Annotated in this window: 23 protein-coding genes; 10 read left to right on the top strand and 13 right to left on the bottom strand. The window is 49.1% G+C overall.

Annotation, left to right across the window (positions count from 1 at the left end):
• Positions 1-8 precede the first annotated feature (8 nt).
• Positions 9-608 (bottom strand): thioredoxin-dependent peroxiredoxin, encoded by a 600-nt coding sequence (prxU, locus tag BM091_RS08585; protein WP_093395019.1) that lies wholly within the window; start codon positions 606-608, stop codon positions 9-11.
• Between the two features lie 220 nt (positions 609-828).
• On the opposite strand from prxU, the gene rpsF reads away from it, so the two are divergent.
• Genes rpsF through BM091_RS08550 form a run of 7 tightly spaced genes read left to right on the top strand, consistent with a single transcriptional unit; the run spans position 829 to position 7,456 of the window.
• Entirely contained in the window at positions 829-1,266 is a 438-nt protein-coding gene (gene rpsF / locus BM091_RS08580) for a 30S ribosomal protein S6 (protein WP_093395018.1), read from the top strand.
• An 11-nt stretch (positions 1,267-1,277) separates the two neighbouring features.
• Entirely contained in the window at positions 1,278-1,538 is a 261-nt protein-coding gene (gene rpsR / locus BM091_RS08575; RefSeq protein ID WP_093395016.1) for a 30S ribosomal protein S18, read from the top strand.
• A gap of 39 nt (positions 1,539-1,577) precedes the next feature.
• Positions 1,578-2,540 carry a DUF2232 domain-containing protein gene (locus BM091_RS08570; RefSeq protein ID WP_093395015.1) on the top strand — a complete coding sequence of 321 codons (963 nt, stop codon included), beginning with the start codon at positions 1,578-1,580 and terminating at the stop codon, positions 2,538-2,540.
• Positions 2,527-3,033, top strand: a complete 507-nt coding sequence (gene rplI / locus BM091_RS08565; protein ID WP_093395013.1) for a 50S ribosomal protein L9 — start codon at positions 2,527-2,529, stop codon at positions 3,031-3,033. Before BM091_RS08570 ends, rplI begins: the two co-directional genes overlap by 14 nt.
• Positions 3,034-3,064: 31 nt before the next feature.
• On the top strand, positions 3,065-4,417 hold the full coding sequence (dnaB, locus tag BM091_RS08560) for a replicative DNA helicase (RefSeq protein WP_093395012.1): 1,353 nt from the start codon (positions 3,065-3,067) through the stop codon (positions 4,415-4,417).
• Positions 4,407-5,747, top strand: a complete 1,341-nt coding sequence (locus tag BM091_RS08555) for a phenylacetate--CoA ligase family protein (RefSeq protein WP_245735325.1) — start codon at positions 4,407-4,409, stop codon at positions 5,745-5,747. The genes dnaB and BM091_RS08555 overlap by 11 nt, the downstream gene beginning before the upstream one ends.
• 8 nt (positions 5,748-5,755) lie before the next feature.
• Complete coding sequence (locus tag BM091_RS08550; protein ID WP_093395009.1) at positions 5,756-7,456, top strand: DUF6178 family protein; 1,701 nt, start codon at positions 5,756-5,758, stop codon at positions 7,454-7,456.
• Here BM091_RS08550 and mtaB read toward each other — a convergent pair.
• The 4 genes from mtaB to BM091_RS08530 are packed head-to-tail and all read right to left on the bottom strand — an operon-like array spanning position 7,446 to position 13,609.
• Complete coding sequence (gene mtaB / locus BM091_RS08545; RefSeq protein ID WP_093395007.1) at positions 7,446-8,783, bottom strand: tRNA (N(6)-L-threonylcarbamoyladenosine(37)-C(2))-methylthiotransferase MtaB; 1,338 nt, start codon at positions 8,781-8,783, stop codon at positions 7,446-7,448. The genes BM091_RS08550 and mtaB overlap by 11 nt on opposite strands.
• Positions 8,784-8,834: 51 nt before the next feature.
• Positions 8,835-11,432, bottom strand: a complete 2,598-nt coding sequence (locus BM091_RS08540; RefSeq protein ID WP_093395006.1) for a hybrid sensor histidine kinase/response regulator — start codon at positions 11,430-11,432, stop codon at positions 8,835-8,837.
• A 3-nt stretch (positions 11,433-11,435) separates the two neighbouring features.
• Positions 11,436-12,560, bottom strand: coding sequence for an ABC transporter substrate-binding protein (locus BM091_RS08535; RefSeq protein ID WP_143083124.1), 1,125 nt, complete (start codon positions 12,558-12,560; stop codon positions 11,436-11,438).
• A 47-nt stretch (positions 12,561-12,607) separates the two neighbouring features.
• Positions 12,608-13,609 carry a glycosyltransferase family 9 protein gene (locus BM091_RS08530; protein ID WP_093395003.1) on the bottom strand — a complete coding sequence of 334 codons (1,002 nt, stop codon included), beginning with the start codon at positions 13,607-13,609 and terminating at the stop codon, positions 12,608-12,610.
• 280 nt (positions 13,610-13,889) lie between these two features.
• On the opposite strand from BM091_RS08530, the gene BM091_RS08525 reads away from it, so the two are divergent.
• Positions 13,890-14,243, top strand: coding sequence for a hypothetical protein (locus tag BM091_RS08525; RefSeq protein ID WP_093395001.1), 354 nt, complete (start codon positions 13,890-13,892; stop codon positions 14,241-14,243).
• A gap of 51 nt (positions 14,244-14,294) precedes the next feature.
• Here the strand turns inward: BM091_RS08525 and metG are convergent, their stop codons facing one another.
• The 8 genes from metG to BM091_RS08485 form a co-directional block, all read right to left on the bottom strand.
• Positions 14,295-16,226 carry a methionine--tRNA ligase gene (metG, locus tag BM091_RS08520; protein WP_093395000.1) on the bottom strand — a complete coding sequence of 644 codons (1,932 nt, stop codon included), beginning with the start codon at positions 16,224-16,226 and terminating at the stop codon, positions 14,295-14,297.
• Complete coding sequence (locus BM091_RS08515) at positions 16,208-17,092, bottom strand: PSP1 domain-containing protein (protein ID WP_093394998.1); 885 nt, start codon at positions 17,090-17,092, stop codon at positions 16,208-16,210. Before BM091_RS08515 ends, metG begins: the two co-directional genes overlap by 19 nt.
• Positions 17,061-18,035 carry a DNA polymerase III subunit delta' gene (gene holB / locus BM091_RS08510; RefSeq protein ID WP_093394997.1) on the bottom strand — a complete coding sequence of 325 codons (975 nt, stop codon included), beginning with the start codon at positions 18,033-18,035 and terminating at the stop codon, positions 17,061-17,063. The genes BM091_RS08515 and holB overlap by 32 nt, the downstream gene beginning before the upstream one ends.
• Positions 18,035-18,655: a dTMP kinase gene (tmk, locus tag BM091_RS08505; protein ID WP_093394995.1), complete on the bottom strand. Its 621-nt coding sequence runs from the start codon at positions 18,653-18,655 to the stop codon at positions 18,035-18,037. The genes holB and tmk overlap by 1 nt, the downstream gene beginning before the upstream one ends.
• 2 nt (positions 18,656-18,657) lie before the next feature.
• Positions 18,658-19,386: a 3'-5' exoribonuclease YhaM family protein gene (locus BM091_RS08500; protein ID WP_425443309.1), complete on the bottom strand. Its 729-nt coding sequence runs from the start codon at positions 19,384-19,386 to the stop codon at positions 18,658-18,660.
• A gap of 353 nt (positions 19,387-19,739) precedes the next feature.
• A complete protein-coding gene (locus BM091_RS08495; RefSeq protein ID WP_093394992.1) occupies positions 19,740-20,603 on the bottom strand; it encodes an aminotransferase class IV in 864 nt (287 codons plus the stop codon).
• Entirely contained in the window at positions 20,600-22,009 is a 1,410-nt protein-coding gene (locus BM091_RS08490; RefSeq protein WP_093394991.1) for an anthranilate synthase component I family protein, read from the bottom strand. The genes BM091_RS08495 and BM091_RS08490 overlap by 4 nt, the downstream gene beginning before the upstream one ends.
• A 17-nt stretch (positions 22,010-22,026) precedes the next feature.
• Positions 22,027-22,602: an anthranilate synthase component II gene (locus BM091_RS08485; protein WP_245735323.1), complete on the bottom strand. Its 576-nt coding sequence runs from the start codon at positions 22,600-22,602 to the stop codon at positions 22,027-22,029.
• Between the two features lie 119 nt (positions 22,603-22,721).
• Here BM091_RS08485 and BM091_RS13940 point away from each other — a divergent pair, with 119 nt between their 5' ends.
• Both BM091_RS13940 and BM091_RS08475 read left to right on the top strand, forming a co-directional pair.
• On the top strand, positions 22,722-23,660 hold the full coding sequence (locus BM091_RS13940; protein ID WP_218148849.1) for a peptidoglycan-binding protein: 939 nt from the start codon (positions 22,722-22,724) through the stop codon (positions 23,658-23,660).
• 194 nt (positions 23,661-23,854) lie between these two features.
• Entirely contained in the window at positions 23,855-24,790 is a 936-nt protein-coding gene (locus BM091_RS08475) for a hypothetical protein (protein ID WP_093394989.1), read from the top strand.
• The last annotated feature ends 44 nt before the right edge of the window (positions 24,791-24,834 follow it).

Raw genomic sequence — 24,834 nt, 5'->3', positions numbered from 1 at the left:
TCTGTTGGTTAACCGTTATTCCACACTTCAAAGACCTTACCTGCAAGATCTGCTCCGGGCTTAAGGGTGTTTTTTCCCGGTTCCCATTGAGCAGGGCACACTTCCTGTCCCCCGCTTTGTCGAACATGCTGAAAGGCTTTTATCCGGCGAATCAACTCCTCTACATTGCGACCAACAGGAGCATTAACGATATCTGAGAATTGAATAACGCCGTCCGGATCAATGAGGAAAGTGCCTCTCAAGTTCAGGCCTTCATCTTCGTCGTATACACCATACAGTTTTCCCACCTTTCCGGCAAGGTCTGAAAGTAAGGGATAAGGCACTCCTCCTTCAATCATTTTTGAAAGTTCCACTTCTTGCCATACTTTGTGGACGAAGGGTGTGTCTATGCTTATTGCCAGAACTTCCACGTCCAGTTCTCTGAGTTCCTTATATCTTCTGGCTATGGTGACAAGTTCTGTGGGGCATACGAAAGTAAAGTCGGCGGGGTAGAATACCAGGAGTACCCATTTGCCTTTGTAGTCTGACAGGCTAATTTTTTGGATCTTACCGTTGTAAAATCCGTCCAGTTCGAAGTCTGGTGCCTTGAGTCCAGGTCTGATGCTCATTTTCATACCTCCTGTTAGTCCTTATTAATATTAATTCGCATTTTCATTTAGTAATTCGAACCTTCCATGTCAACCCCCGGAGGGATTTTTTAATTCCATCTTGACGCAAATCACTCATCATGATAGCAGATCATGCCTTTTCAGGTTGCTACTCTTTGCTTCCTTGCTCCTTCCTGCAAAAGGAAGGGGCTGCAGAAGCCAAAAGGAAGGAGGATTAAGTATGTTTCTGCGAAAGTACGAGGTTTTTTTCATCGTGGATCCCGATCTTTCGGACGAAGAGACCAGGGATCTGGAAACCAAGCTGACGGACATTGTGGTTCGCGAAGGTGGTCGGGTGCTTAACTACGCATCATGGGGCAAAAGAAAACTGGCCTACCCGGTAAAAAAACGGGATAGAGGCCATTACTTTCTCATGGAGATAGCCGCAGGGCCGGAGCTTCCTACAGAACTGGAAAGAAACATGCGTATTGACGAAAGGGTTCTTAAGTTTATAACCGTTAAGCTGGATGATCGATTTGACCCGGATAAGGAACAAACGGATGCAGCAGGCGAAGAAAAAACGGAGAAGTCGCCCGTTGCTGAAAGTCAGGAATCTCCTGAAGTGACGGTTGAATCTGACGAATCAGACCAGGAACAGGACGAAGAAAAGGTTGAATGAGGTGAGGGAAAATGGCCGTAACCAGACAGATAGTTAAGAAAAAGAGAAGGTTTTTCAGGCGCAAGAAGGTTTGTCGCTTCTGCGTGGATAGCTCTTTAAAGATAGACTACAAGGATCCAACGGTTCTCCAGAATTTCCTGACCGAGCGGGCTAAAATCGTTCCCAGGCGGATAACGGGTAACTGTGCCAAGCACCAGCGTCAATTAACTCGAGCAATCAAACGGGCTCGTCAGATGGCTCTGTTACCTTACACGACCTTCCATACCATATAAGTTGACGAAGTGTGGGAACCACGCGGTGGGTGAAAAAAGATGTTTTCTTACGCACCTGTTACGGTTCAGCAGGTTACCATATGGATAGGTCTTTCGCTGATCTTCTTCGGCTCGGCCGTGTGGTTTCCCTTTGTGGGACTTTTTCTGAGCTTCCTCACTCCAATTCCGTCAAGCCTTTCCGTCTATACCTGGGGCATCCCCTCCGGTTATGTGGTTCCCGTTGGAGCCCTTATTTGTGGAGGGCTTCTTTTCGGAGTTCTCGGTTTTGGGCAATCGCTGCCCTACTTTGCCCTGTTCCTGACACTCGGTGCCCTTATAGGGTATTTCGTAAGACAGGGTAGAAGTCGTGAATTTTGCGTGATGGCCGCCACGGCCTTTGTTTTTGCAGCAGGATCTTTGCTGTTTTTCCTGAAGCACCAGGGATCGGACGGAAGCATCTTCACCCGGCTGGAGGAAAAAACCTTCCAATACATAATGGCCCTGCTGAAAGATTCCGGGCTTGAAGAGGCGGAAAGGCCTTACATAAAAGAGCAAATACGACAGATGGTTCACATGGTTGTGAGGCTGCTTCCGGGAGCGTCTTTTGGATCGCTTCTGATATCTGCCGTCATAAACATCGTCGGGCTTGAACGCTATTCTTCTCAAAAAGGTTATCCTCTGCCGCGGTGGAGCAAACTGGCGTTGTGGAAAGCACCGGACTGGCTTGTATGGCCGGTAATATTTTCGGGCTTTGCGGCCCTTTTTGCGGCTTCTCTCAGGGCCATTGCCTTCAACCTTATAATAGTGCTGGGTGTGATCTATCTGTTTCACGGTATGTGCATTCTCGGCTTTTTTGCCGAAAAATGGAAGCTTTCCTGGTGGGTCAAAGCACTCGCCATTTTTCTTATCGTAACCCAGCAGTATCTCACCCTACTGGTTGCTTTAACGGGCTTTTTCGACACGTGGGCAAATTTTCGTAAGATTTCAAAGACAGGAGAGGAGACCAGAGATGAAGGCAGTTGAGGTTATCCTATGTGAACATGTTCCGTCTCTCGGAAACATCGGCGAAATCGTTCGTGTCGCTCCGGGATACGCCCGTAACTATCTAATCCCCCGGGGCCTGGCATTACCCGCAACGGGGAAGAACATTCGTGAGCTTGAACACAGGAAGATGCTTCTTGCAAAAAAACGTGAAGAATTCAGAAAACAGATGCTCAGCGTTGCAGAGAAGCTCAACAACGTCACGCTTACGATGGTGAGAAAGGTAGCCGAGGGAGACAAGCTTTACGGGTCCGTAAGTGCCACCGACATACTCGAAGCTCTTGAAGAACAGGGATTTACGGGTCTGGCCAAGAAAAACATACTTCTAGACCAGCCCATCAAGAAGGTCGGTGAATTCAAGATCACTATTAAGGTAGAATCTGACATAAAAGCCCAGATCACCGTTCTTGTGGTGCCCGAAGGAGCCGAGACTCCCACCGGGGATACAACTCCGGTTGAAGAAACAGAGGAATAGCACACTTTGAGCCGGGTGCTCGGGGAAGAGTATGAGTGGAATTATTGAGGAATTACAGAAGATTCCGCCTCACAGCAGAGAGGCAGAACAGTCATTGCTCGGGGGGCTTCTTCTCGACCCTTCGGGTATCCCGGCCGTTCTTGAAATTCTCAAAGGGGATGAGTTTTACTTCGAATCCCATCGCAAGATCTTCAGAGTGATAACGGAATTGTTTGAAGCAAACAAACCCATTGACCTCGTTACGGTTTTTGAGCGGCTCAGAGAGAGGAACGAATTAGAGGATATAGGCGGTCTTGAGTACTTAGTAGCCCTTACGGAAAGGGTGCCTTCGGCGGCGAATGCACCGGTTTATGCCAGAATTGTTGCCGACAGAGCGGTATTAAGGAGCCTTATACAGACCTCCGGAAAAATAATTTCCTGGTGTTACTCTCACCCGGAGAGTGTGGAAGAGGTTCTTGATAAGGCGGAGGCGGCAATATTTCAGATTTCCGAATCGCGGATACAGAATTCCTGTAGTCCGATTGAAGAAATCGTAAAGCATAACCTGGTTCGTATCGAAGACTATCGAACAAACAGGGGTATAATCACCGGTATTCCATCTCATTTTATAGATCTGGATCGACTCACCGCAGGCTTCCAGAAGTCCGATCTGATTATTATTGCCGGAAGACCCGGTATGGGTAAGACCGCCTTTGCTCTTAACATTGCCCGCAACGTGGCTCTGGAGAGCAACATCCCCGTGGCTTTCTTCTCGCTGGAAATGAGCAAAGAGCAGGTGGCTATGAGGCTCATGTGCGCAGAAGCCCGGGTTGATTCCCAGCGTATCCGGACCGGTTTTCTCAGTCAGGAAGAGTGCAGGAGGCTGATGGCCACGGGCGAAACCTTCATGAAGGTGCCTCTCTTCATAGACGATCAACCGGCAATAACCCCTCTGGAGCTCCGTGCCAAAGCCCGGCGTCTTATGGCAGAACACGGTCTCGGGCTGATAATCATAGACTATCTGCAGCTTATGAGGATTCACGGACGTTTTGAACGGAGAGAACAGGAAATTTCGGAAATTTCACGTTCTTTGAAAAACCTCGCCAGGGAGTTAAACATCCCGGTGATTGCCCTTTCTCAGCTCAACCGCAAGGTTGAAGAAAGGCACGACAAGCGACCTCAGCTTGCCGATCTCAGAGAATCCGGAGCCATAGAACAGGATGCCGACGTGATACTCTGCCTCTACCGCGACGAGGTTTACAACCGTGATACGAAGGATAAGGGAATTGCCGAAGTTCTTATAAGAAAACAGAGAAACGGACCTCAGGGAACCGTTAGACTGGGATTTATTGACTCTTACACGAGATTCGAAAACCTGGCTTATGAGAGAGACTATGAGTACTGATATGGCGCAGATAAAGGCCTGGAACCCCGAGAGGGAATTTTTGACCCGGGACGAACTCATAAACCTTCAGGAAGAGCGCTTCTTGAAAACCGTTGCAAGGGCCTGGGAATCTCCCTTTTACCGAAAAAAGTTTTCGGAGCTGGGCCTAAGCCCATCAGACATCAAAGGTCTTTCCGATCTATCCAGGCTCCCCTTCACAACCAAGGACGATCTTCGCTCCGCCTATCCTTACGGGTTTTTGACCGTATCAAGAGATCGTCTGGTTAGACTTCACGTTTCTTCCGGTACGACGGGCCGTGCAACCGCCGTTTTTTACACGCGTCGTGATATAGACTCGTGGGCAGAGCTCATGGCACGCTGTTTTTGCATGACAGGAGCCGGCCCCGGCGACGTGTTTCAAAACATGAGCGGCTACGGGCTCTTCACGGGAGGATTGGGCTTTCACTACGGCGCAGAAAAAGTGGGAATTCTTACGATACCCTCGGGTGCCGGCAACAGCAAACGCCAGATACAGCTTATGAAGGATTTTGGAACCACCGTAATCCATGTTATCCCGAGTTACGCACTTCGGTTAATGGATGTCTGCCAGGAAATGGGTGTGAATCCCAGGGAGGACCTCAACCTTCGCATAGGCTATCTGGGAGCAGAACCTTATTCAGAAGAGGTTCGCCAGCGGGTTCAGAACTTTTACGGCATCAGAGTGTATAACAGCTACGGTCTTTCGGAAATGAACGGCCCCGGAGTCGCCTTCGAGTGCCTTTATCAAAGCGGACTGCATCTCTGGGAAGACGCTTACCTCATGGAAGTCATAGACCCGGACACCCTTGAACCGGTTCCCGACGGCACGATAGGAGAACTGGTCCTGACAACTCTTGACCGTGAAGGAATGCCTCTTATCCGGTACCGCACGAGAGACCTCACCAGAATTATCCCGGGTCAGTGCCCCTGCGGGAGACCTCACAGACGAATAGACAGGATTCAGGGAAGATCTGACGACATGTTCATAATCAAGGGTGTAAACATCTTTCCGATACAGGTCGAGCAGGTCTTGATGGCCATACCGGAGGTTGGTTCCAATTATAGAATTGTTCTTACGAGAGAAGATAATCTCGATCAGATGACCGTACAGGTTGAAGTGACGGATAGAGTGTTTATAGAAGATATGCGACATCTTCATAAGTTGCGGGAGAAAATCGCGAAAGAGCTCAAGAGCGAGCTTTTGGTTACTCCCAGGGTTGAACTTGTTGAGCCCAACGGGCTTCCCGGGGGTGAGGGCAAGGCTGTCCGGTTAATCGACTTAAGAGGAAAAAGCGGAGAAGGCGGCGTCTAAGAAAGCCCATGGGAAATCAAATAATAGATTTCAGTGAAGAGAAAATTAAGAGGCTTCCTGCGGCAGAATACGCTCAGGTTGTTATGAGGCTTCCTGCAAAACGAAGGATGGAAGCCATTCTGGATCGAGCGGATGCTGTAGCCGTCGTTCGGTCTATGCCACTTCAGGACTTTTACATGACCGTTATGGAGGTGGGTCCCGACGATGCCCTGCCCTTGCTGAGCCTTGCCAGCACAGAACAATGGATTCACATATTCGACATGGAGTGCTGGAACAAAGACCGCATTGTGCCGGGGGAAGGCATAGCCTGGCTGGATCGGCTTGCGAGAGCCGGCTATGAGCCTCTGGTTCAATGGCTATACAACGTGGAGTTCTTTTTTCTAATATCCATGATCAAACAGTGGATAAGGGTTGTCATACGCCCGGATGACATAGACCTTACGGAAGCACTGGATTATCTGCCTCCGCACACGATTGACGATCAATATTTCTGGGAATGCAGGTATCCACAATATGAGGATTTAATCCGTCATGTGTTGAGCATTCTTTTTGAGACCAACTACGGGTATTATAAAGAAATCATGGAGCATGCCGTTTATGGTCTTGACGCCGAGATGGAGGAAGAGGCCTATCGGTTTCACAAGGGACGGCTGGAAGACCAGGCAATACCGGATTATTACGACGCCCTGACGATATATGTTCCCATGGAACCATCAGAAGTTGCAAGGACCAAGATGCGCTATCTTGCTGCCGAACCCGTAATGTCGCCTCCTTCCTTTGCCGTCGTTAAGCTTGAAGAATCGGAAGATTTGTTCTCCAGAGCCCTCGGCCGCATAGAGAATAAAGCCGTCCTGGAATACATTCAACTAGAGCTTGCTGCTCTTGCCAACAAAGTTATTATAGCCGATCGGGTCAGGTTTCAGGATAGTGAGCTCCTTCGAGAGTGCCTTGATAAGGTTCGGGCGACCTTAAATCTTGGGCTCCACATTTTGAGCCGTCCCGGTGTTAATCCTTCTTCAGCGGCGCAAATCCTCATGAACGTTTATCTGGAGCACATCTTTCGTGTCGGGTTGGAGCCTTTAAAGAAGCTCGGCAGGCGGGCCAGACGACTTGTGGAACACGGCTGGATAGCCAGGTGCCCTCTGGGCATGAATATTCTCGAACCCGAATGGTACGAGTTCGTAGATCTTTTATGTCAACCTTTTCCGCAGTTACAGCGCCATGTTCCGGGTAGAGCCCCCTTTCCTGATTTCTTCCGAAGGCCTTCGGAGGTCTCTGAAGCTCAAGAGCGTCTGGATACGGTCCTGTGCATGGGAATAATACTTGATTCCATCGAAGTTCCCTGGCAGGAGCTAACCGAGAACCTATGGCGGGAGGGTCATTATGCATCTATAGAAGACGTAACCGTAAGCGTATTGCTTTTCACAGCCGCAGCACATTCCCTTGTTCATGAAAAACCCAGGTTCACAGCCCGTCCTATTCCCGTCGCCGACTGGGAGAAGATATTTCCTCTCTTACACCCCGATGCCCTGATCCCTCACATACGGACGTGGCTCTCCATTAACGTACAGGGAGAACAGTGGCAAAAGCATGTAAATAGCTACATTCAAAGTATTATAAATGCCTATCTGGAAGAAATGGGGCCCTTCTACAGACGCGGCGAAACTCCCGACCCTCGATGGGTAAAATTCTTCCTTTTCACTCAATAAATTCCACAAACCCGGCTGACAGAATCTCTCTTTCTCCGTCCACTTCTTCCAGGCGCACCCGTACAAGCTGTCCCTTGTGGGCCGGGAAGGGGATTCTGGTCACAACGGTAAGGTAATTACCCGAGGTGCCCTGCCATACTCCTTCTTCGGGAGACAGAGCTTTTTCCAGAACGACTTCAACATACCTTCCCTTCTGTTTCTCCATGAAAGAAAGCTTTTTCTTCCTGCCCAGCTTTCTGAGCTCGGAAGCCCGGGCCTTCCGAATGGACTTCTCAACAGATCCTGCAAACCTGGCAGCGGGAGTACCCTTGCGGGGAGAATAAGGAAATACATGAAGGTAAGTGATCGGTAGCTTCTCGATCAGGCTGTAGGTAGCCTGCCAGGCTTTCTCATCTTCTCCGGGGAAACCTACTATAACATCGGCTCCAATAGCCGCATGGGGAAAGTGTCTTCTTATTGAGCTGATTACTTCGGCGTAATCCTGGGGATCGTAATGACGGTTCATCCGCTTTAATATTTCTCCGTCTCCGCTCTGAAGGGGAACATGAAAGTGGTGGCAGATCCAATCTTTAGTCGAAAGATAGGAAATGAGCCTGTGGTGGCATTCGCCGGGCTCAAGTGAGCTCAACCTGACCCTCGGCCGGACGAGACCGCGGTGCTCCAGCTCTATTAGAAGTTCCAAAAGAGACATGGGCTTTCCATCACGAACCCAGGACCAGCTCCCCATATGTATGCCCGTTAAAACTATTTCCGAAAAGCCGGCTTCACGTATAATCTCGGTCTCGCCGCATACTTCCTCGGGGGAAAGTGATCTGCTTTTGCCCCGGACATAGGGAACGATGCAGTAGCTGCAGAAAGAATCACAGCCGTCCTGAATTTTCACGTATGCCCGTGCTCGATCCTGTAACATGCTGGCAAAACTCAAGGGAACGATTCGAGAAAAACGTCTTGGGTCCGACAGCCGTACAACGGGCTCCTTACAGGTGGATCCGCCAAGAAGGATCTCTGCAATTTCATACTTCTCTTCATTACCCAGCACGTGCGTAACCAATCCCTTACGGGCCAGTTCCAGACCTTCGAAGTGAGCGGCACACCCCATCAAAACGATCGCCCCGGCCCGGGGATTAGTCCTTCGGGCTCGGTAAATAAACTGCCGCGTTTCGTAGGCAGCCCGCGATGTAACGGTGCATCCATGAACAATATAGATGTCGGCGGCTTCTTGAAAATCCACCACCTCAAAGCCACTGCGCCTGAGGGATTCTATCAGATAGGAAGATTCACACTGATTAACCTTGCAACCAAGAGTCTTTACTGCAACTTTTTTCATTTAAAGCCGCTATCCTCCCCCTTCGGTCATCTCTAGGCTGAAATAATGAGCTCAGCCCCGGTTTTTGACCTTTCTCAACTCGTCCAGAAGCTCCTTTATTGAATACGGTTTTCTTATGAATCTCACATTCCTGTACCCTTCTGCCCTTTTCTCCGCAGATGCCGAAATGTAACCACTTGCAATTATAACGGGCACATCGGGAAGGCGTGAACGAATCTCCTCAAGGCACTTCCAGCCGCCCATACCCGGCATGTTGAGATCCAGAATGATCAGACTAATTGATTTTCCCACAGCGTCAACAAGCTCAAGTGCTTCCTCACCGGAAGTGGCACCGAGGACCTCAAAATTCTCCCGTCTCAGGATTTCGGCTACAAAATCGAGCACCAGCTGCTCATCGTCCACTACGAGAACAGCCGGCCTCTCCTCAGTGTCCTTCTTATGACACGTCGCGGGAGCTTCTTCCGATGGCCTGTCCGGCACAGGTTCGGCCGGAGCGTCGAGCTGATGGTATTCTCGAACAGGCAGATAGACGGAAAATGTTGACCCCTGACCTGGCGAGCTTTTTACTTCAATACGCCCTTCATGGGCCTGTACAATCCCGTAAACCGCCGAAAGTCCCAGCCCAGTACCTTTACCGGGTCCCTTGGTCGTAAAGAAAGGCTCGAATATTCTTTCGAGCAGATCAGGGGCAATCCCGCAACCGGTGTCCTCCACATCTATTCTGACCCAACCCCTGCAGCCCACATCCGTTTCATGACAGGACCTGATTCTTATAACACCGGGCTCTCCTTCTCTTATAGCATCCCTTGCATTCACAACGAGGTTGATCAAAGCGAGCTCCAGCTGACGAGGGTCTGCCTTTATTGCCGGCAGGTTTTCTGCAAGAGAGGTTTCAATTTTTATCATTCTGGGAATGCTGGTTCGGAGAAAGTCCAGTGTATCCAGAATTAAACGATTAACATCCAGGACCTGAAGCCTGGGTTTGTGCTCCCTGGAAAAGGTTAGAAGGTGTTCCACCAGCTCTTTGGCCCTCTCCGAAGCCCCTTTTATCCTGACAAGCCATTCATAACGGCGATCCGTTTGCCCCGTTACATCCAGCGCGAGCTCGACATAGCCCGAAAGAATCTGCAGAAGGTTGTTGAACTCGTGAGCAATTCCGCTGGCAAGTGTTCCCAGTGCCTCCATTTTCTGACTCTGAGCAAGCATCTTTTCCAGCTTTCTTTTCTCTTCTTCCGCTTCAACCTGAGCGGTCACGTCGTGAAAAACCACGACCGCTCCCGTAACATTTCCGTCTCCGTCACGCAGCGGGGATATACTGTCCGTCACAAACTTATTTGATCCATCCGGGGAAACCAGTCTGATCCGGTCCTGGAGCCTTATTACAGCGCCGTCTCGAACGACTTTATCTACAATACGGGCCACATCGAGTTTGTGCTCTGCTTCATAAAGCCTGAAGATCCTCTCAAGAGGCTTACCGAAGGCCTGGAATCTGTTCCATCCCGAAAGCAATTCGGCCATACCGTTCATCCTCATAACCCTACCGTATTTATCAACGGCAATTACAGCATCTCCTATCGACTCAACCAGCCAGAAGAGTTCTCTGCTCATCTCTTTGGTTATCCTTTCTCTTTCTTTTAGCTTTTTATAAGTGCATATTATCGCCTCCGCGAGTTTCTTCAGCTCTTTAATATCCGACCCCAGGGTAATGGAAGAGGGTTCCGGTAACTTCTCGCCTCGCTGGACGGCTACGGCCAAATTGACCAGACCTTCAACGGGGCCGACGACTGCACTCCTCAAGCGGTTTTGAAATTTGAAGATTATCACGGCAATAGCAAAGCTTACGGAAATAATGATTCCCACCACGAGGATCAGCGGAAAAAAGAAAGTTTTCAGGGGACGAATGATGGTTACCACCCACTCCCAGGGTCCCACATACCGGCCCGTGGCAAGTACATAGTGACCCCCGTAGAAACCAACCGTCGTCGTTAACCCGTAGTATCCGATAATCTTTCTGAAGATCGGTTCATGAGCGAGGTTCTCCCGCTCTATGACCAGTTTCATGTCAGGATGGCAGATAATGTTTCCGTACTTATCGGTAATAATCACCGAAGTTCCGGGATATGAAGCAGCCCATGTCATTACGAGGTTATAAATAGAAGCCAGATTTAGTTCTCCGAATGCCATCCATCTATCGGCTCTTACAACAACTCCCACCGTCATTGTGTCCAATTCGGGATTGTAATAAGGAACGGAAACGGCAGGCCATTCTCTTAGATCCGGGAAATACACCACGGGAACCCCGGCCTTCATCAATTCAAGATATACTTTGCGATCCGAATCAATGGATGCCTCTATGTGGTCCGTTTTGACCAGCAAGATTCGATAAAAGTCAGAGACATTCCTGATTTCGTAAACCTCCGCACCTCCGACACTTTCGTGCTCCCATGCCAGAACTCTCAGCAAATGATGCGCATTGGATAGATATTCCGAAATGTTCTGATTGAGAAAATCCGCTATCATCTGATGGCTCTTTCTGGTACTGTGGATCTGCCAGCCCATCAAAAGGGTCGTCGTAAAAATTCCCACTATAACAAAAGGAATTAGAAGAGCTCTGACGAAGTAGCGGCTCACAAAATCGGCGAGTGTCATAACTCAGGGCCTCGTCATTTTTATTCGGTTTATCAGCTCAAACTCTCCGCCTCTGACGGTTACGAGATAAAAATCGCCGCTGGCATCCCCATATTCGTCGAGAATGATCCTGCCGGAAAGGGCCGTAAAGGTTCGGGGCCTGGAAAGTTCTTCTTTTAAATTATTGAGGTCATCGTTGCAATTTCTCAATGCTTTCACCAGAAGTTTTACGGCATCGTGGGCACGCACGGCGGGAAAAGCAGGCTTTATTCCGTAGCGGGATCTGTAATCCCATGAAAACCTTCTTAAAGGTTCAGTCGCTTCCACCGGCATGTTGTCGGCCAGAAGCAAAATCCGCTCAGCCGCAATGCCTGCCTGAGCAATAAGCTCTTCGGTTTGAGCCCATCCGCAGGAAAAAAACCTCAAGGAGGGGTATTTTTGCGAGAGCGTCCTCACCATTTGTCCCGTATGTCGTGCCGAGGCCATAATTACCAGAGCATCGGGATTGTGGTACCCTATCTTTTCAGATAGGGATTCGATAAATCGATCGTCCAGAGGGTCGATGGTTAGATCGCAAATCACCCTTCCCTGCAATCTCGTATATTCCGACACAAAGGCCTGTTTCAGAGGAGCAGTGTGAGCCTTATTGCGTACATCGTCCGCGACACAAACCCTCTCTATTTCCGGACGGCCGGCTATTACCCGTGCAAGCATCACCGCAGCCTTGTCCGTCTCCGGCTGTATTCGGAAAAACAGATCTTTCTTGCCCGAAAGCCACGGGGTTGATGTAGTGGGCGAAAGCAGGGGAATCCCTACAGACGAAGAATCCTTCACAACGGCCATTGACTGTTCGCTGGTCATTGGCCCCACCACGGTTACGACCCCCTCACGGGCCAGAGCTTCATAACCCCTTACGGCACCATCAAGAGTGCTTTCGTCATTATAAACGATCAACGTAATCCTGCGTCCTCCGATGCCGCCATTTCGATTTATATCTTCCACGGCAAGGCGGGCACCATTTCTGCCGTGCACACCCAGGTCTGCATAGGGACCGGTAAGCGGGCATAGTAAACCTATCTTTATGGGTTTTTCACGGCAGGCAACGCATAACAAGGCGACGACAAGAACGGCAACGGTCTTCAGTCTCATCAAAAGATGCCTCTTCTTTCTTATAATCTGCCAGCCAGCAGAAAACCTCAATGAAAGGACTTCCCGGTTCTCGGCAGGTCACAATCCGCCAGCCTGCGATCTATAAAGGCCCGGATTTCGGGATGTAGGGCCTTATCGGGAGGCATGCGAAAGTCCTCCGCCGTAACGTCGATCTCATCCCAGCAATCCTTAACGATTGTAACATCTTTTCCAAGGGGGGCCCATACACTGGGGTCTGTTCGGCCAAATATTACACAGCATGCCGCCCCTACGGCAGCGGCAAGATGACTTACACCGGAGTCGTTTCCGAGATATATCCGTGATGTTGCCAGAATGCGTGCGAGTTCCATAAGTTCCGGACCGTCCACCACGGATACCCCGGGCAATTCTTCTAAGCTCTTAGCAAGAGGCCTGGCTACATCGTCCGCGGGACCGATTACGATAAGGACCGGAATTGCGGGATATTTTTGTTTTATGTAGAGAACGGTAGCCCGCCAGTTTTTTAAGGGCCAGATCTTCCTCAGTCCACCACTGCCGGGATGGATAACAACGGGTCGGTCTTTTGAACAAGAGGCGGAAAGGAGACCCTTTTCGTGATCCAGAGGATTGAAGTATTGCAGTTCAAGGGGAAAACCGAGTTCCTTCAGCTGATCCCTCAGGAAAAAGGTCACATGTTTTTTTACGCAGGAATTTAAGTCAGGAAAGGACTGTACCCAATAGCATACATCGTTGCCCAGTCTTTTATTCAGGCGATCCACGACATTTCTGAGAAATTTCTGACCAAAGAAGAAGGCAGCCTTTGATTCGGTCAGTACATTCGGAACTTTCGCCTTTTTCCAGAGAAAATCATCAAAAAAAGGCGCAATCGAAGAACTGTCGTGGGGGATAAAGCCGGCGAAAAAAGGCGCATTCCTTACCAGTGCCACATAGTCCCGCCTCGCCATAAAGTAAACCTGCACCTTCATAAACTCCGATAGACCTTTGATCACCGGGCATGCCAGCAAGAAGTCTCCCAGCGCCCCCCGATGAAAAACCGTAATTTTATCCATTATCCTCTACCGTAACGGCTATTCCTTTACGGCCGATATCGGGCCCGGAAGGCTATATCAAAAACCGGCATAAGTGTCCACATTGCCGGGCTTCGTAAGCTTTAAACCTTCAGGACCTTAATAGGAATCGTGAAATAAAAGCAAGGCCACGAAATTTCTGTTTCAGTCTCAGGTGCCCAGGAAAAAATTAGACAAACCATCGGGTAATCCTTAAAGGAAATGGTTATATTTTAGACAGAGAGAAAAGGGAAAAAACTTTAAGAACAGAAAGGAGAATGCTATGACGGAAGAAAACACCAGAACCCTTATGAGAATTCAGAATTCGGAAGAACCCGGGCAGTTTATCGAGCTGAATTGGGATCCTGAAACACAAAGCTTTGAAACGAAGGGGCTTCGCGAGCTCTTTGACATAAAGGAAATAAGAATTCGTCCCGAACACATTCTTTCAAACCTTGAAGAATACGCCTGGATACTGCATTGGCTTCTCGAATCCATGTCCACAGCGAAAGACCTGAACATTCCTTTTACCTACCAGTCGCCTTTCACAATTGGAAACCGCTCTTATGAGCTCAAAGACGAGGGAGAATACGTAAGCCTTGCTCCTGTTGAATCTACGGAAAAAGTCCTTCACTAACACGAAAAAGCAGGCGGCCACACTCATAAATGCGGCCGCCTGCACCTCATCTTAAAGAACAGGCGATCCCGGAGAAATATCCCGATCACAGGTTAGAAGAGAAAGCCGATTTTCCGACTCTGCGGCAAGTACCATACCTTGAGACTCAACGCCCATCAGCTTCACCGGCTTCAAATTGCACACCACGACAACCTTTTTTCCTATTAGTTCTTCAGGCGAGTAGTGCTGGGCGATACCCGCAACGACCTGCCTTTTTTCTCCCACATCCACCACAAGTCGTAACAGCTTCTTCGAGCCGGGAATTGCCTCGGCCTCAAGAACATTCCCGATCCTCAGATCGACTTTTCTGAACTCATCGATACCCAGCATCTCCGTTCTCCGTTCTGCCTCTTCAGGTTTGCCCTTTTCCGGGCTTACAGGTTCTTCGGACCTTCGAGTCCTCCAGGCTTCAATGTCCACTCTCGGAAATAGTGCTTTGCCTTTTTCTACCGGCACTCCTTCCTGAAGTGCCGGAAAGCCTGCATCCGATTCCCACCTCAAATCTCTAGCCTTTATCGACCTTCCAAGCCGCTTCAACATCTCTTCGGCCGTACCGGGCATAACCGGAGCAATCATGACTGCCACGAGATGATTGATCTCAAGGAGTGTACGCAGAACCCGGTTAAGATAGTTTCGTTCGGATGCGCTTTTAGCCAGCTCCCACGGGGCCGTCTCGTCCACATACTTATTAGCAGCATTTATCAGTTCCCAGACGCTCATCATTGCTTTGTGAAAGCCGAAGGTCCTCATTGAAGTATCGTAGGCTGCTTTCGTGGATTCTATTTGCTCATGAATTGCTTTTTCCCGGGGACCCGCTTCTCCTTCCAGAGGCGGCACCTTTCCATCACAGTACTTTTGAACCATCGCCATTGTTCGGCTGAAGAGATTCCCCAGATCGTTTGCAAGGTCGGCATTGAGGCGTTGAATCAGTGCCTCTTCACTGAAGTTGGCATCCAGGCCAAAGACCATTTCACGGATTAGAAAATACCTGAAGGCGTCAAGGCCGTAAACTGAGACCAGATCGAGAGGGCGCACCACCGTGCCCTTACTCTTACTCATTTTACCTTCTTCTATCTTCCAGTAGCCATGGACCATCAGAGACCTGTAAGGTTCGATCCCTGCCGCCTTAAGCATGGTAGGCCAGTAGATACCGTGAGGCTTCAAAATGTCCTTCGCTATAATGTGATGCGCCACCGGCCAGAATTTTCTGAACAGCTCTCCGTCGGGATATCCCAGGGCGGAAATATAATTTATCAAAGCATCGAACCAGACGTAGGTAACGTATCTGTCATCAAAGGGAAGCGGTATTCCCCAGTCAAGTCGTTCTTTAGGTCGGGAAATGCAGAGATCTTCAAGCGGTTCTTTTAGGAAGGAAAGAACTTCATTCCTGTACCTTTCGGGTCTGATGAAATCGGGATGATCCTCTATGTATTTAACAAGCCAATCCTGATACCGGCTCATTCTGAAGAAGTAGTTCTCTTCCTCACGCAGGACAGGCGGCTTATCATGATCGGGGCATTTGCCGTCTACAAGCTCCCGCTCCGTATAGAATCTTTCACAACCAATGCAATAGAGCCCCCTATAGGATCCAAAATAAATATCCCCCGAATCGTAAACCTTCTGAAGAATATGCTGAACCACCCTTTTGTGCCGTTCCTCGGTGGTTCGAATAAAATCGTCGTTTGAAATGTTTAACTTAGGCCAGAGCTCTCTGAAGAGCCGACTTATCCTGTCCACATAAGCCCTGGTATCCTCGCCTGCCTCTCTTGCCGCCTGAGCGATCTTGTCCCCATGTTCATCCGTTCCGGTCAGGAAGTATGTTTCGTAGCCCATGAGTCTGTAAAACCTGTTAACCACATCGGCTACGATAGTGGTATAGGCATGTCCTATGTGTGGTGCAGCGTTCACATAGTAAATCGGAGTAGTTACGTAGAATCGCTCCATCCTTCATCTCCGTTGTCATAATCTGTCAGGTCCAAGTCCTCTATATTGTCGTCTTCCCCTTCCATCTTATCTTCGTTATCCGGCATGGGATAAACAATGTCTACCAGCCTTCCCTCATCCAGCTCAACGGTGATGGTTCGCTCGAGTACATTCTGTCTTATGACCTTCCCGCTACCCCATTCCGTTTCGATTCGCTTACCGACCCTGGGGAGTCCCTGTTTTAGATAACCGTAAACCTCGCTTTCATACTGGAGACAGCACATGAGACGACCGCAAGCTCCGGAGATTTTCAGTGGATTAAGGCTAAGGTTCTGTTCTTTTGCCATTTTGATGGATACGGGATGGAACTTCTTTAGAAACTGTGCACAGCACACAGGCCGACCGCACATGCCGAGCCCGCCCACCATTGCCGCATGGTTTCTCACGCCGATCTGACGAAGCTCTATCCTCATTCTCAGGTGACGAACAAGGTCCTTAAGGAGTTCTCTGAAATCAACACGACCGTCTGCCGTGAAGTAAAAAATTATCTTGGATCCATCGAAAAGCAGTTCCACATCCACGAGTTTCATGGGAAGCCCATGAGCTCTGATACGTTCAAGGCAATATTCCCTGGCATACCGCTCGAAATCTCTGTCTCTCCGATACTTCTCAAGTTCCTCGTCCGTAGCAGGCCTTTCTATCGTTTTTATCTTCAGCCTGCTGCCACTTTCCTCAAGAGGCACAGGGTCTTCCACCACAACCCCCACGGCAGGCCCTTCCGGGGATTCGGCAATCACATAGTCGCCCTTCTTCACATCCCAGGGACCGCAGTCGAAGTGGTAAACAAACCCACGCTCACGAAACCTCACACCTACTATACGCTTCATAAACAGCTTCCCTCAGAACAAGCCCCACTTCCTCCATCAGCATCAGCTTATTGACATTTACCTTAAGGGCCTGTTCCCCTTCCTCAACGAAGTCAAAGGCATCAAACCAGCCCTCTTTCAGAGCCTTCTTACTACGAATCGCTTCTCTTATAAAGAGAATCAACCAGAGTTTTAAGAGCTGAAGGGTTTCTTCAAGCGAATTTTCAGATTCCACGAGTTCTCGTACTTCTTTGAAAAAATATCTTAAGGGCACACGGCCCAGCTTCTTCACCCACTCGTCTATCCTGTTCCACTTCTTTCTATGATCACCGTCAAGCCACTTTTCCAGGTTTGCCCTGCTGCCCTGAGCAAGGAATGCGCAGAGACCGGCTTCTTCCGGTGTCAGATCCTTTAATTGCCGTGCGGTTCTGATCAACTCATCATAAGGCACGGGCTGAAGCGTGATAGTGAAACATCGAGAACGCAAAGTAGGAAGCAAGGCATAAACGTTGGAGGCGAGCAGAATAAAAACATTGTGAGCCGGGGGTTCTTCGAGCGATTTAAGCAGTGCATTGGCCGCTTCGTCACCCAGCCTCTCGGCATCCTCCAGAAGTATTACCCTGCGTTTTGAGGCAAGAGGGGCAAAGGAAAGTTCTGAGGCAATCTCTCTGACCCGATCGATCTTTATAGCCTGTCCTTCCGGACGAAGGACCATCAGGTCGGGATTCATGCCCGACAGAAGTCTGCGGCAGGAAGAACACCCTCCGCAGGCCATGCCCGTAAACTCAACTTCGGGACCTCTGCACATAAGAGCGGCAGCGAAGGCTTCCGCGAGCAGGCGTTTTCCTATGCCGGGTCGTCCGGCAAGGACAACGGCATGGGGAATCCTGCCCCGTTTGATGAAACCCGTTAGCAACCTCTCCGCTCTGGCCTGCCACCACACACTTTCAAATTTCAGATTCATCACGAACTTCCCCGTAGCCTCTCGCAAATGTCAAGCACCCTTCGACAGAGGGTTTCTGGATCCGCCGTGGCGTCAAGCACAACATATCTGTCCGGATCGGACCCGGCTATTTCAAGATAACCCTGTCTCACCCGCTCCATAAAGGACCTTCCCAGCCGCTCCCATCTGCTTAAAACTTCCGGTCTATCTTCAATCCGTTTTGCCGCAACCTCCACGGGGCAATCCAGTATAAAAGTCAGGTCCGGCCTAAATCCCTCCAACACGGCATCCGAAACTTTCTTCAGGGCCTGAAGGTTAAGGCCCTGGCCATATCCCTGATAGGCAAAGGTTGAGTCAAAAAAGCGGTCCAGGAGTACGCATTTCTCTTGCTGCAGCGCAGGAAGAATCATTCTGTGTATGTTTTCAACCCGCCCTGCCAGAAAAAGAAGTGCATCAACCCAGGGGTGGGCAGTGCTTCCTGAATCCGAAAGGATCCGCCTTATCCGGTTCCCCAGTTCGGAACCGCCGGGATCTGCGATAACCAAAACGGGACACGATATTCTTTCGGAAAGGATACGAACAAGAGTGGTCTTTCCTGAGCCGTCTATTCCTTCGAAACAGAGAACTTTCTTCTGGAACATGTTTAAATCCCGCCGGTTCGCTGTTTGAGTATCTCATCGAGAGAAAGCTGAGCGGATTTATCACTGCCTGTATTGTTTTCCCGAAAGGCCCCCGTCAACACCTCCGAGTCAGGGCCAATGTAAAACTGAGTACCGTATCTTTGCTGATAAGGCGTCCACAGTGTTTGTTTTTCCGTTTCGTCGTAAAGACGATTTAATTCGTTTAAGCGGGCATCAATGTTATCTGCAAAATGAAGCACCAGTGCCTCTCTGGTCATGGGGACCTTAGGGGATCCGAATTCAAGCTGACCGTGGTGGCTTGCTATGAGATGCCTCAACAGGAGACTTTTTTCTTCCGGAATCGAGCCGACCTTCTTCAACAGGCTATCAAAGATCTGCAGCCCTATTACAATATGCCCCAGGAGCCGTCCTTCGTCGGTCACACCCAGTTCCAGATCGTAAGAATATTCCCTGATCTTGCCTATATCGTGAAGAAGCGCTCCTGTTAGTATTAGATCTCGATTAAGCTCACGATAGATATCGCACATGGCGTCAACCAGCCTGAGAACTCCAACAGTATGCTGGAGAAGGCCGCCGAGATAGGAATGATGGATCTTCACCGCCCCGGGTGCTTTCACAAACCCCTTTTGCAACTCTTTGTCCAGCAGAAAGGCATCCCAGAGGGCTCTGTAGTACCGGCAACTGAGTTTTCCATAGAATACTCGCCTCAGTTCGTCCTTTAACCTCACCATTTCTTCCCGATCAAGAGAGGGCACGAAATCCTCGGATTTAACCTGATCAGGGGGCACGCTTCTAATATCATCTATGATCACCTGCAGAACATTCTCGAAAAGCTCCACACGACCGGTTACCCTGACGGGTCCAGCAGACGGTACTTCCGAGAACTCTACCCCTCCGCTGTCCCATATCTTTGCGGGAAGAGACCCCGTTCTATCGGTCAACTTTATTGAGACATAGTATTTACCGGTTCTTGTGGGAAGCACCTTCTTGTCGCTTACTATAAATATGGAATCAACCCGGTCGTTCGGCTTCAGATCCTGTACGAACACTTCTTTTCCCTGCACCACACTCTGTCTCCCTTTTCTCAGGAAAACAACCTGTTTCGAACAACCTCTGCAAGGCCCGCTTTAAGGTCGGGCAACTTTCTGTCGTCCACACTGCTCAGGGGCATCACCCCGATCATGGAGTTTGTAATCCAGAGGGTATCACACTTTCGGAGGTCCTCAACGGAGAACCGCATTTTACTTACTTTTTCTCCCATTTCCTTCAAAAATTCAATCACCTTGGCTATCGTTACACCCGGAAGCTTCCAGGAAGTCACCGGCTCTATCCAGAAACCGTCCTTGAACGCAAGAAGACTTGATGCGGCACCCTCTGCAAGATGCTCCTCCCTGTCAACCAGCAGGGCTTCTTGAGCCCCTCTTCTTCTGGCTTCCTCTCTCGCCATGAGAAAAACCAGATAATTCAGCGTCTTATAACGAGCACAGAAGGGAGTGAAAATATGGCGCAATGTAATGGCCTTCCACCCCACTTCGTACTCTTCAGGATTAGGCGGGTTGTAGGGAAAGACCATCATTATGACAGTGGGCGCAGTCGCTTCGGGAAGGCCTAGTCCGTCTGCAACGCCTCTGGTGACGATAATTTTAAGCCGGCAGATCCTGTCTTCCAGCCCGTTTCTCCTGATCAAGTCGTGAACGATATGGGCCGTCTCGTATGCATCAAGGAAAGTACGGAGTTCCGGTAAATTAGGGTTGATTCTCAACTCCTCAAGGCTTTTTGCCAGCCGATTCAGATGCTCTTCCAGAAAAAGAGCTCTACCCTTTTCTACTCTCACTGTCTCGAACAATCCATCACCGTACTGGAGGCCACGGTCCAGCGGACTTATCCGCACCGCATTTACATGTTCAAATCTTCCGTTCCACCATACAATCAGGTCTCGTCCGTTCATTCTGCCCTGGCCTTTGCCATATCCTTAAGAACTTCAAAAAAAGTCCGCCCCTTGTGGAGCGTTTCTTCGTATTCCAGCACCGGATCCGAATCGAAAACAATTCCCCCACCGACGGAAAGATATGCTCTGGAATTCCTTATTATCATGGTCCTGATGGCTATGTTCAGATCCATATTTCCGTGAAATCCCCAATAACCTATGGATCCCGTGTACACATGCCTTACGTTAGGCTCAAGCTCGTCTATTATCTCCATGGAACGAATTTTCGGACATCCCGTGATCGATCCGCCGGGGAAGGTAGCCCTGATAATGTCACCATAGGTGACGCCTTCCTTAAGTCTGCCCCGTACGATCGAGATCAGGTGAAAAACATTCTGATAAGCCTCTATTCGCTTATGTTCGTCGACCGATACCGTGCCTATTTTGCACACCTTACCTAGATCATTTCTTAAAAGATCCACTATCATGGACAGTTCGGCATCATCTTTAGGGTGGTAAGCCAGATCCTCCCGGTTGGCTTCATCTTCTTCGGGCGTAGAACCTCTGGGACGAGTACCCTTAATAGGGCGGGTTTCGATAATGCCGTCACGCAAATAAAGAAAACGCTCCATGGAGGTACAAAGAACAAAGAAATCTCCACCGTTGATGAAAGCATAAAAGGGGGCGGGATTGCGCCGATAGAGACTGACCCAGAGTTCAAAGGGCTCGCAAAATATAGGAGCCGAGAACCGCTGAGAAAGGTTCACCTGATATACATGACCGTCCCTTATGTAATTGATTATCCGCTTAACCGCCCTGATATACCCATTTCTGCTGAAGTTGGAAACCAGATCTCCAATTACAACACCAGAATTAACGGGAGGGATGGCCGAAGGCAGATCTCCTGAGGCATCTTTCAGGGAATCGAGCCGTAACTGTAAGTAATAGATAGTGCCAACTTTTCTGTCGTGGAGGAGAATCTCGGCTGGCCACACGGCCCATATGTCCGGAAGTTTGAGGTCGTCCTGTGCAGTCTGAGGCAATCGTTCGATGTAGTTTTTGACCTCGTAGGTAAGGAATCCTACAGCCCCGCCCATAAAAGGAAGATACCGTTCCAGGCTGTAATCGACCTCAAACCCGTTAAGCAGTTTCTCAAAAAGCGTCAGGCAACTGCCTTGAGTTATCCCTTTTCGACCGGCGATTTCTATAACCGCCGACGATCCTTTACCCCAGAAAGCCACTGCAGGCTTCCAGCAGGCTATTGAAAAGTTGGCCGCATCATGATCACCGCCACTGAGCAGGACCACTGAAAAGGGCTTGCGGGAAATAGATCTCGCATAAGCAATAAAATCTTCGTCAGAGGCACTGGAGGCTACCAAACGGAGGTCCTTAAGTTTCCAGAGATTGCGGAAAGGAAAAGTAATCATACTGGGCTTCTTCTCCGTTATCTAAAGAGCTCCAGGTTAATGAAATTTAAAATAATTTCTTTCCCGAATTCGGTCATGAAGGATTCCGGATGAAATTGAACTCCGAAGACAGGTAAATCTTTATGCTTCACTGCCATAACCACGCCATCGTCACTCCAGGCCATTTCAACCAACTCATCACTACATCTCTTTATACAGAGCGAATGATATCGTGCAGCTTTAAAAGGTGAAGGAATTCCCGAAAATATGTCCCGCCCGGTATGTTTGATCATGCTGGTTTTTCCGTGAACGGGTAGGGGGGCGTGAACGGTCTTTCCCCCATACACTTCGTTTATAACCTGCATACCCAGGCAAACTCCGAGTATGGGTAATTTACCTGCAAAGGTTCGAACCACTTCGGCGCTTATGCCGGCGTGAGCCGGATCGCGGGGCCCTGGCGAAATACATATAGCATCAGGTTTTATTGCATCTATATCTTTAACGGTGGTCTCATCGTGACGGAATACTATAACATCGGCACCACAGGAACCCAGGAGTTGGACCAAGTTATAAGTAAAAGAATCGTAATTATCTATCATCACAAATCGTTTCACCACTGCACACCCTCAATGCCAGAGTTACCAACTCAACACTACCCCGAAAGACCTTTACCGGTCTATAATAGTCAGTACTTAAAAATTGGCAAAGAGAACGCTACTTGAGGTAAAGAAGCATGGCGGTCAGTGAAATACAAAAGAAAACGGCTCAAGCAATAGTGAACATTTTTGAAACCGGATCGCCTCACGGCGATTATTCCAGAGTCACCTTTCACCCCAACGATCCCGGACATTTAACCTATGGGCGATCTCAGACGACGCTGGCAAGTGGCAATCTCTATCTTTTAATAAAGGATTACTGCAGCAGGGATGACGCGGCCTTTTCAGAAGAGTTAACTCCTTATCTCGAAAGACTTGAAGCGAGAGACTATTCTCTGGACAGAGATCTCCGGTTTAAGAATCTTCTTAAAATGGCAGGCCATGATCCCGTAATGCAGGAAGTTCAGGATGCTTTTTTCGACCGCACTTACTGGAATCCCGCTTTGCGATGTTCCAAACGCCTGGGTATGCAGTTCGCGCTGAGCGTTTGCTTGGTCTATGACAGTTTCATACACGGCTCGTGGAAGCTCATAAAAGAAAAAACCGAAAAACTATGGGGATCCTGTAGTTCAATCGGCGAAAAAGAGTGGGTCAAACACTATGTAGATACCAGGAGAAACTGGCTTGCCGGGCACTCTATCCCACTGCTCAGGAAAACCGTTTATCGTATGGATACTTTCCTTCAGTTGATAGCTGAAGAAAAATGGAATCTGGAACTACCTCTATGGATCCGGGGCATAAGGCTGGACGAAACCACCATTGATGGAGCACCTCTTAGAGTTTCTGCCGCGACTGCTGAGAGAAGACTTTTGAAATTGACCATACCTTATCAGAGAGGAGAGGATGTCAGAGAGGTTCAGGAAGCACTGGTCAGATTAGGATATTCCCTGAGTGTGGACGGAGTGTTTGGACCCGAGACCGATAGATGTGTCAGAGACTTCCAGAAAAGTCAGGGCCTCGTCGTCGATGGAATCGTTGGACCCGTAACCAGGGCTCACCTGGACCTGGAGGATTGACGGCGTATTCCGTAACTCCTTTTCTTTGTCAGGAGCTAAGGAGAAGGTTTCTGAACAAAAGTTTTTTCAACGGTTGTTCGAGCAAAACAGCAAGGTTAACATAACGAACAATCTTACGATAAAAATAGACCATCATTGGGGCTTATGCTAATATATGTGAAAAATACTGGACCACGAGGAGTTAAAAACAGACCATGCTTTTCGGCGTTGAGATCATAGAAGAGCTCGAGAAGCTAGATCCCCAGGTTCGGAGTATCTTCATCAAGATACTGCGGGGAATTGAGGTAGCTGTTGGTGAGGTGGTAAAAAGAGTTGATTTCCTGGAATTGAAAGAAGAAGTAGAAAAGTTAGCGCAGAGTATCAGAGAGCTTGCCGAAGCTCAAAAGCGGACTGAAGAAAGAATTGACCAACTCGCTGAAGCTCAGAGACGCACCGAAGAAAGGATTAATCAGCTCGCCGAAGCTCAGAAAAAAGCAGAAGAAAGACTTACAAAACTCGAAAAAACCGTCCAAGAACTCGCTGAAGCTCAGAGACGCACCGAAGAAAGGGTTAATCAGCTCGCTGAAGCTCAGAAAAAAGCAGAAGAAAGACTTACAAAACTCGAAAAAACCGTCCAAGAACTCGCTGAAGCTCAGAAACGCACCGAAGAAAGGGTTAACCAGCTCGCCGAAGCTCAGAGACGCACTGAAGAAGCCCTTAAAAAGCTTACCGAGGAACACAGGAAAACCAGGGAGCATCTCGGAGGGCTATCACACAGTGTGGGCTACATACTCGAGAACCAGGCATATAGAGCACTTCCCGAACTGCTGAGAAAAGACTTTGGTCTGGAAGTCCGGGATCGTCTCAAAAGAGATCTTATTGAGGTAGGGAAATCCAGATGGGAAGAGATAAACATAATCGGGCGGGGTCTGAAAGATGGAGAGGAAATCATCATTCTGGGAGAGGCAAAAACCCAGTTGAAAAAGAAGGATGTTGATTCGTTTGTAAGAAAAGTTGCCAGGCTTGAGGAATTTCGTGAGCGCAACAAGCTTCTTATATGTGTAACTCATCAGGTTCTGAATCCCGAGGTTATCAAGTACGCTACCAATAAAGGGGTGCATAAAATTTACTTTAGTTACGAGCTGGACTAGCAGGGTTTAGCGAACATCTTTTTTCACGACGCTACATTTTACAC

The sequence above is a fragment of the Thermodesulforhabdus norvegica genome (genome assembly GCF_900114975.1).
Taxonomy (GTDB): domain Bacteria; phylum Desulfobacterota; class Syntrophobacteria; order Syntrophobacterales; family Thermodesulforhabdaceae; genus Thermodesulforhabdus; species Thermodesulforhabdus norvegica.
This window is presented reverse-complemented; position numbering and strand designations above follow the sequence as displayed.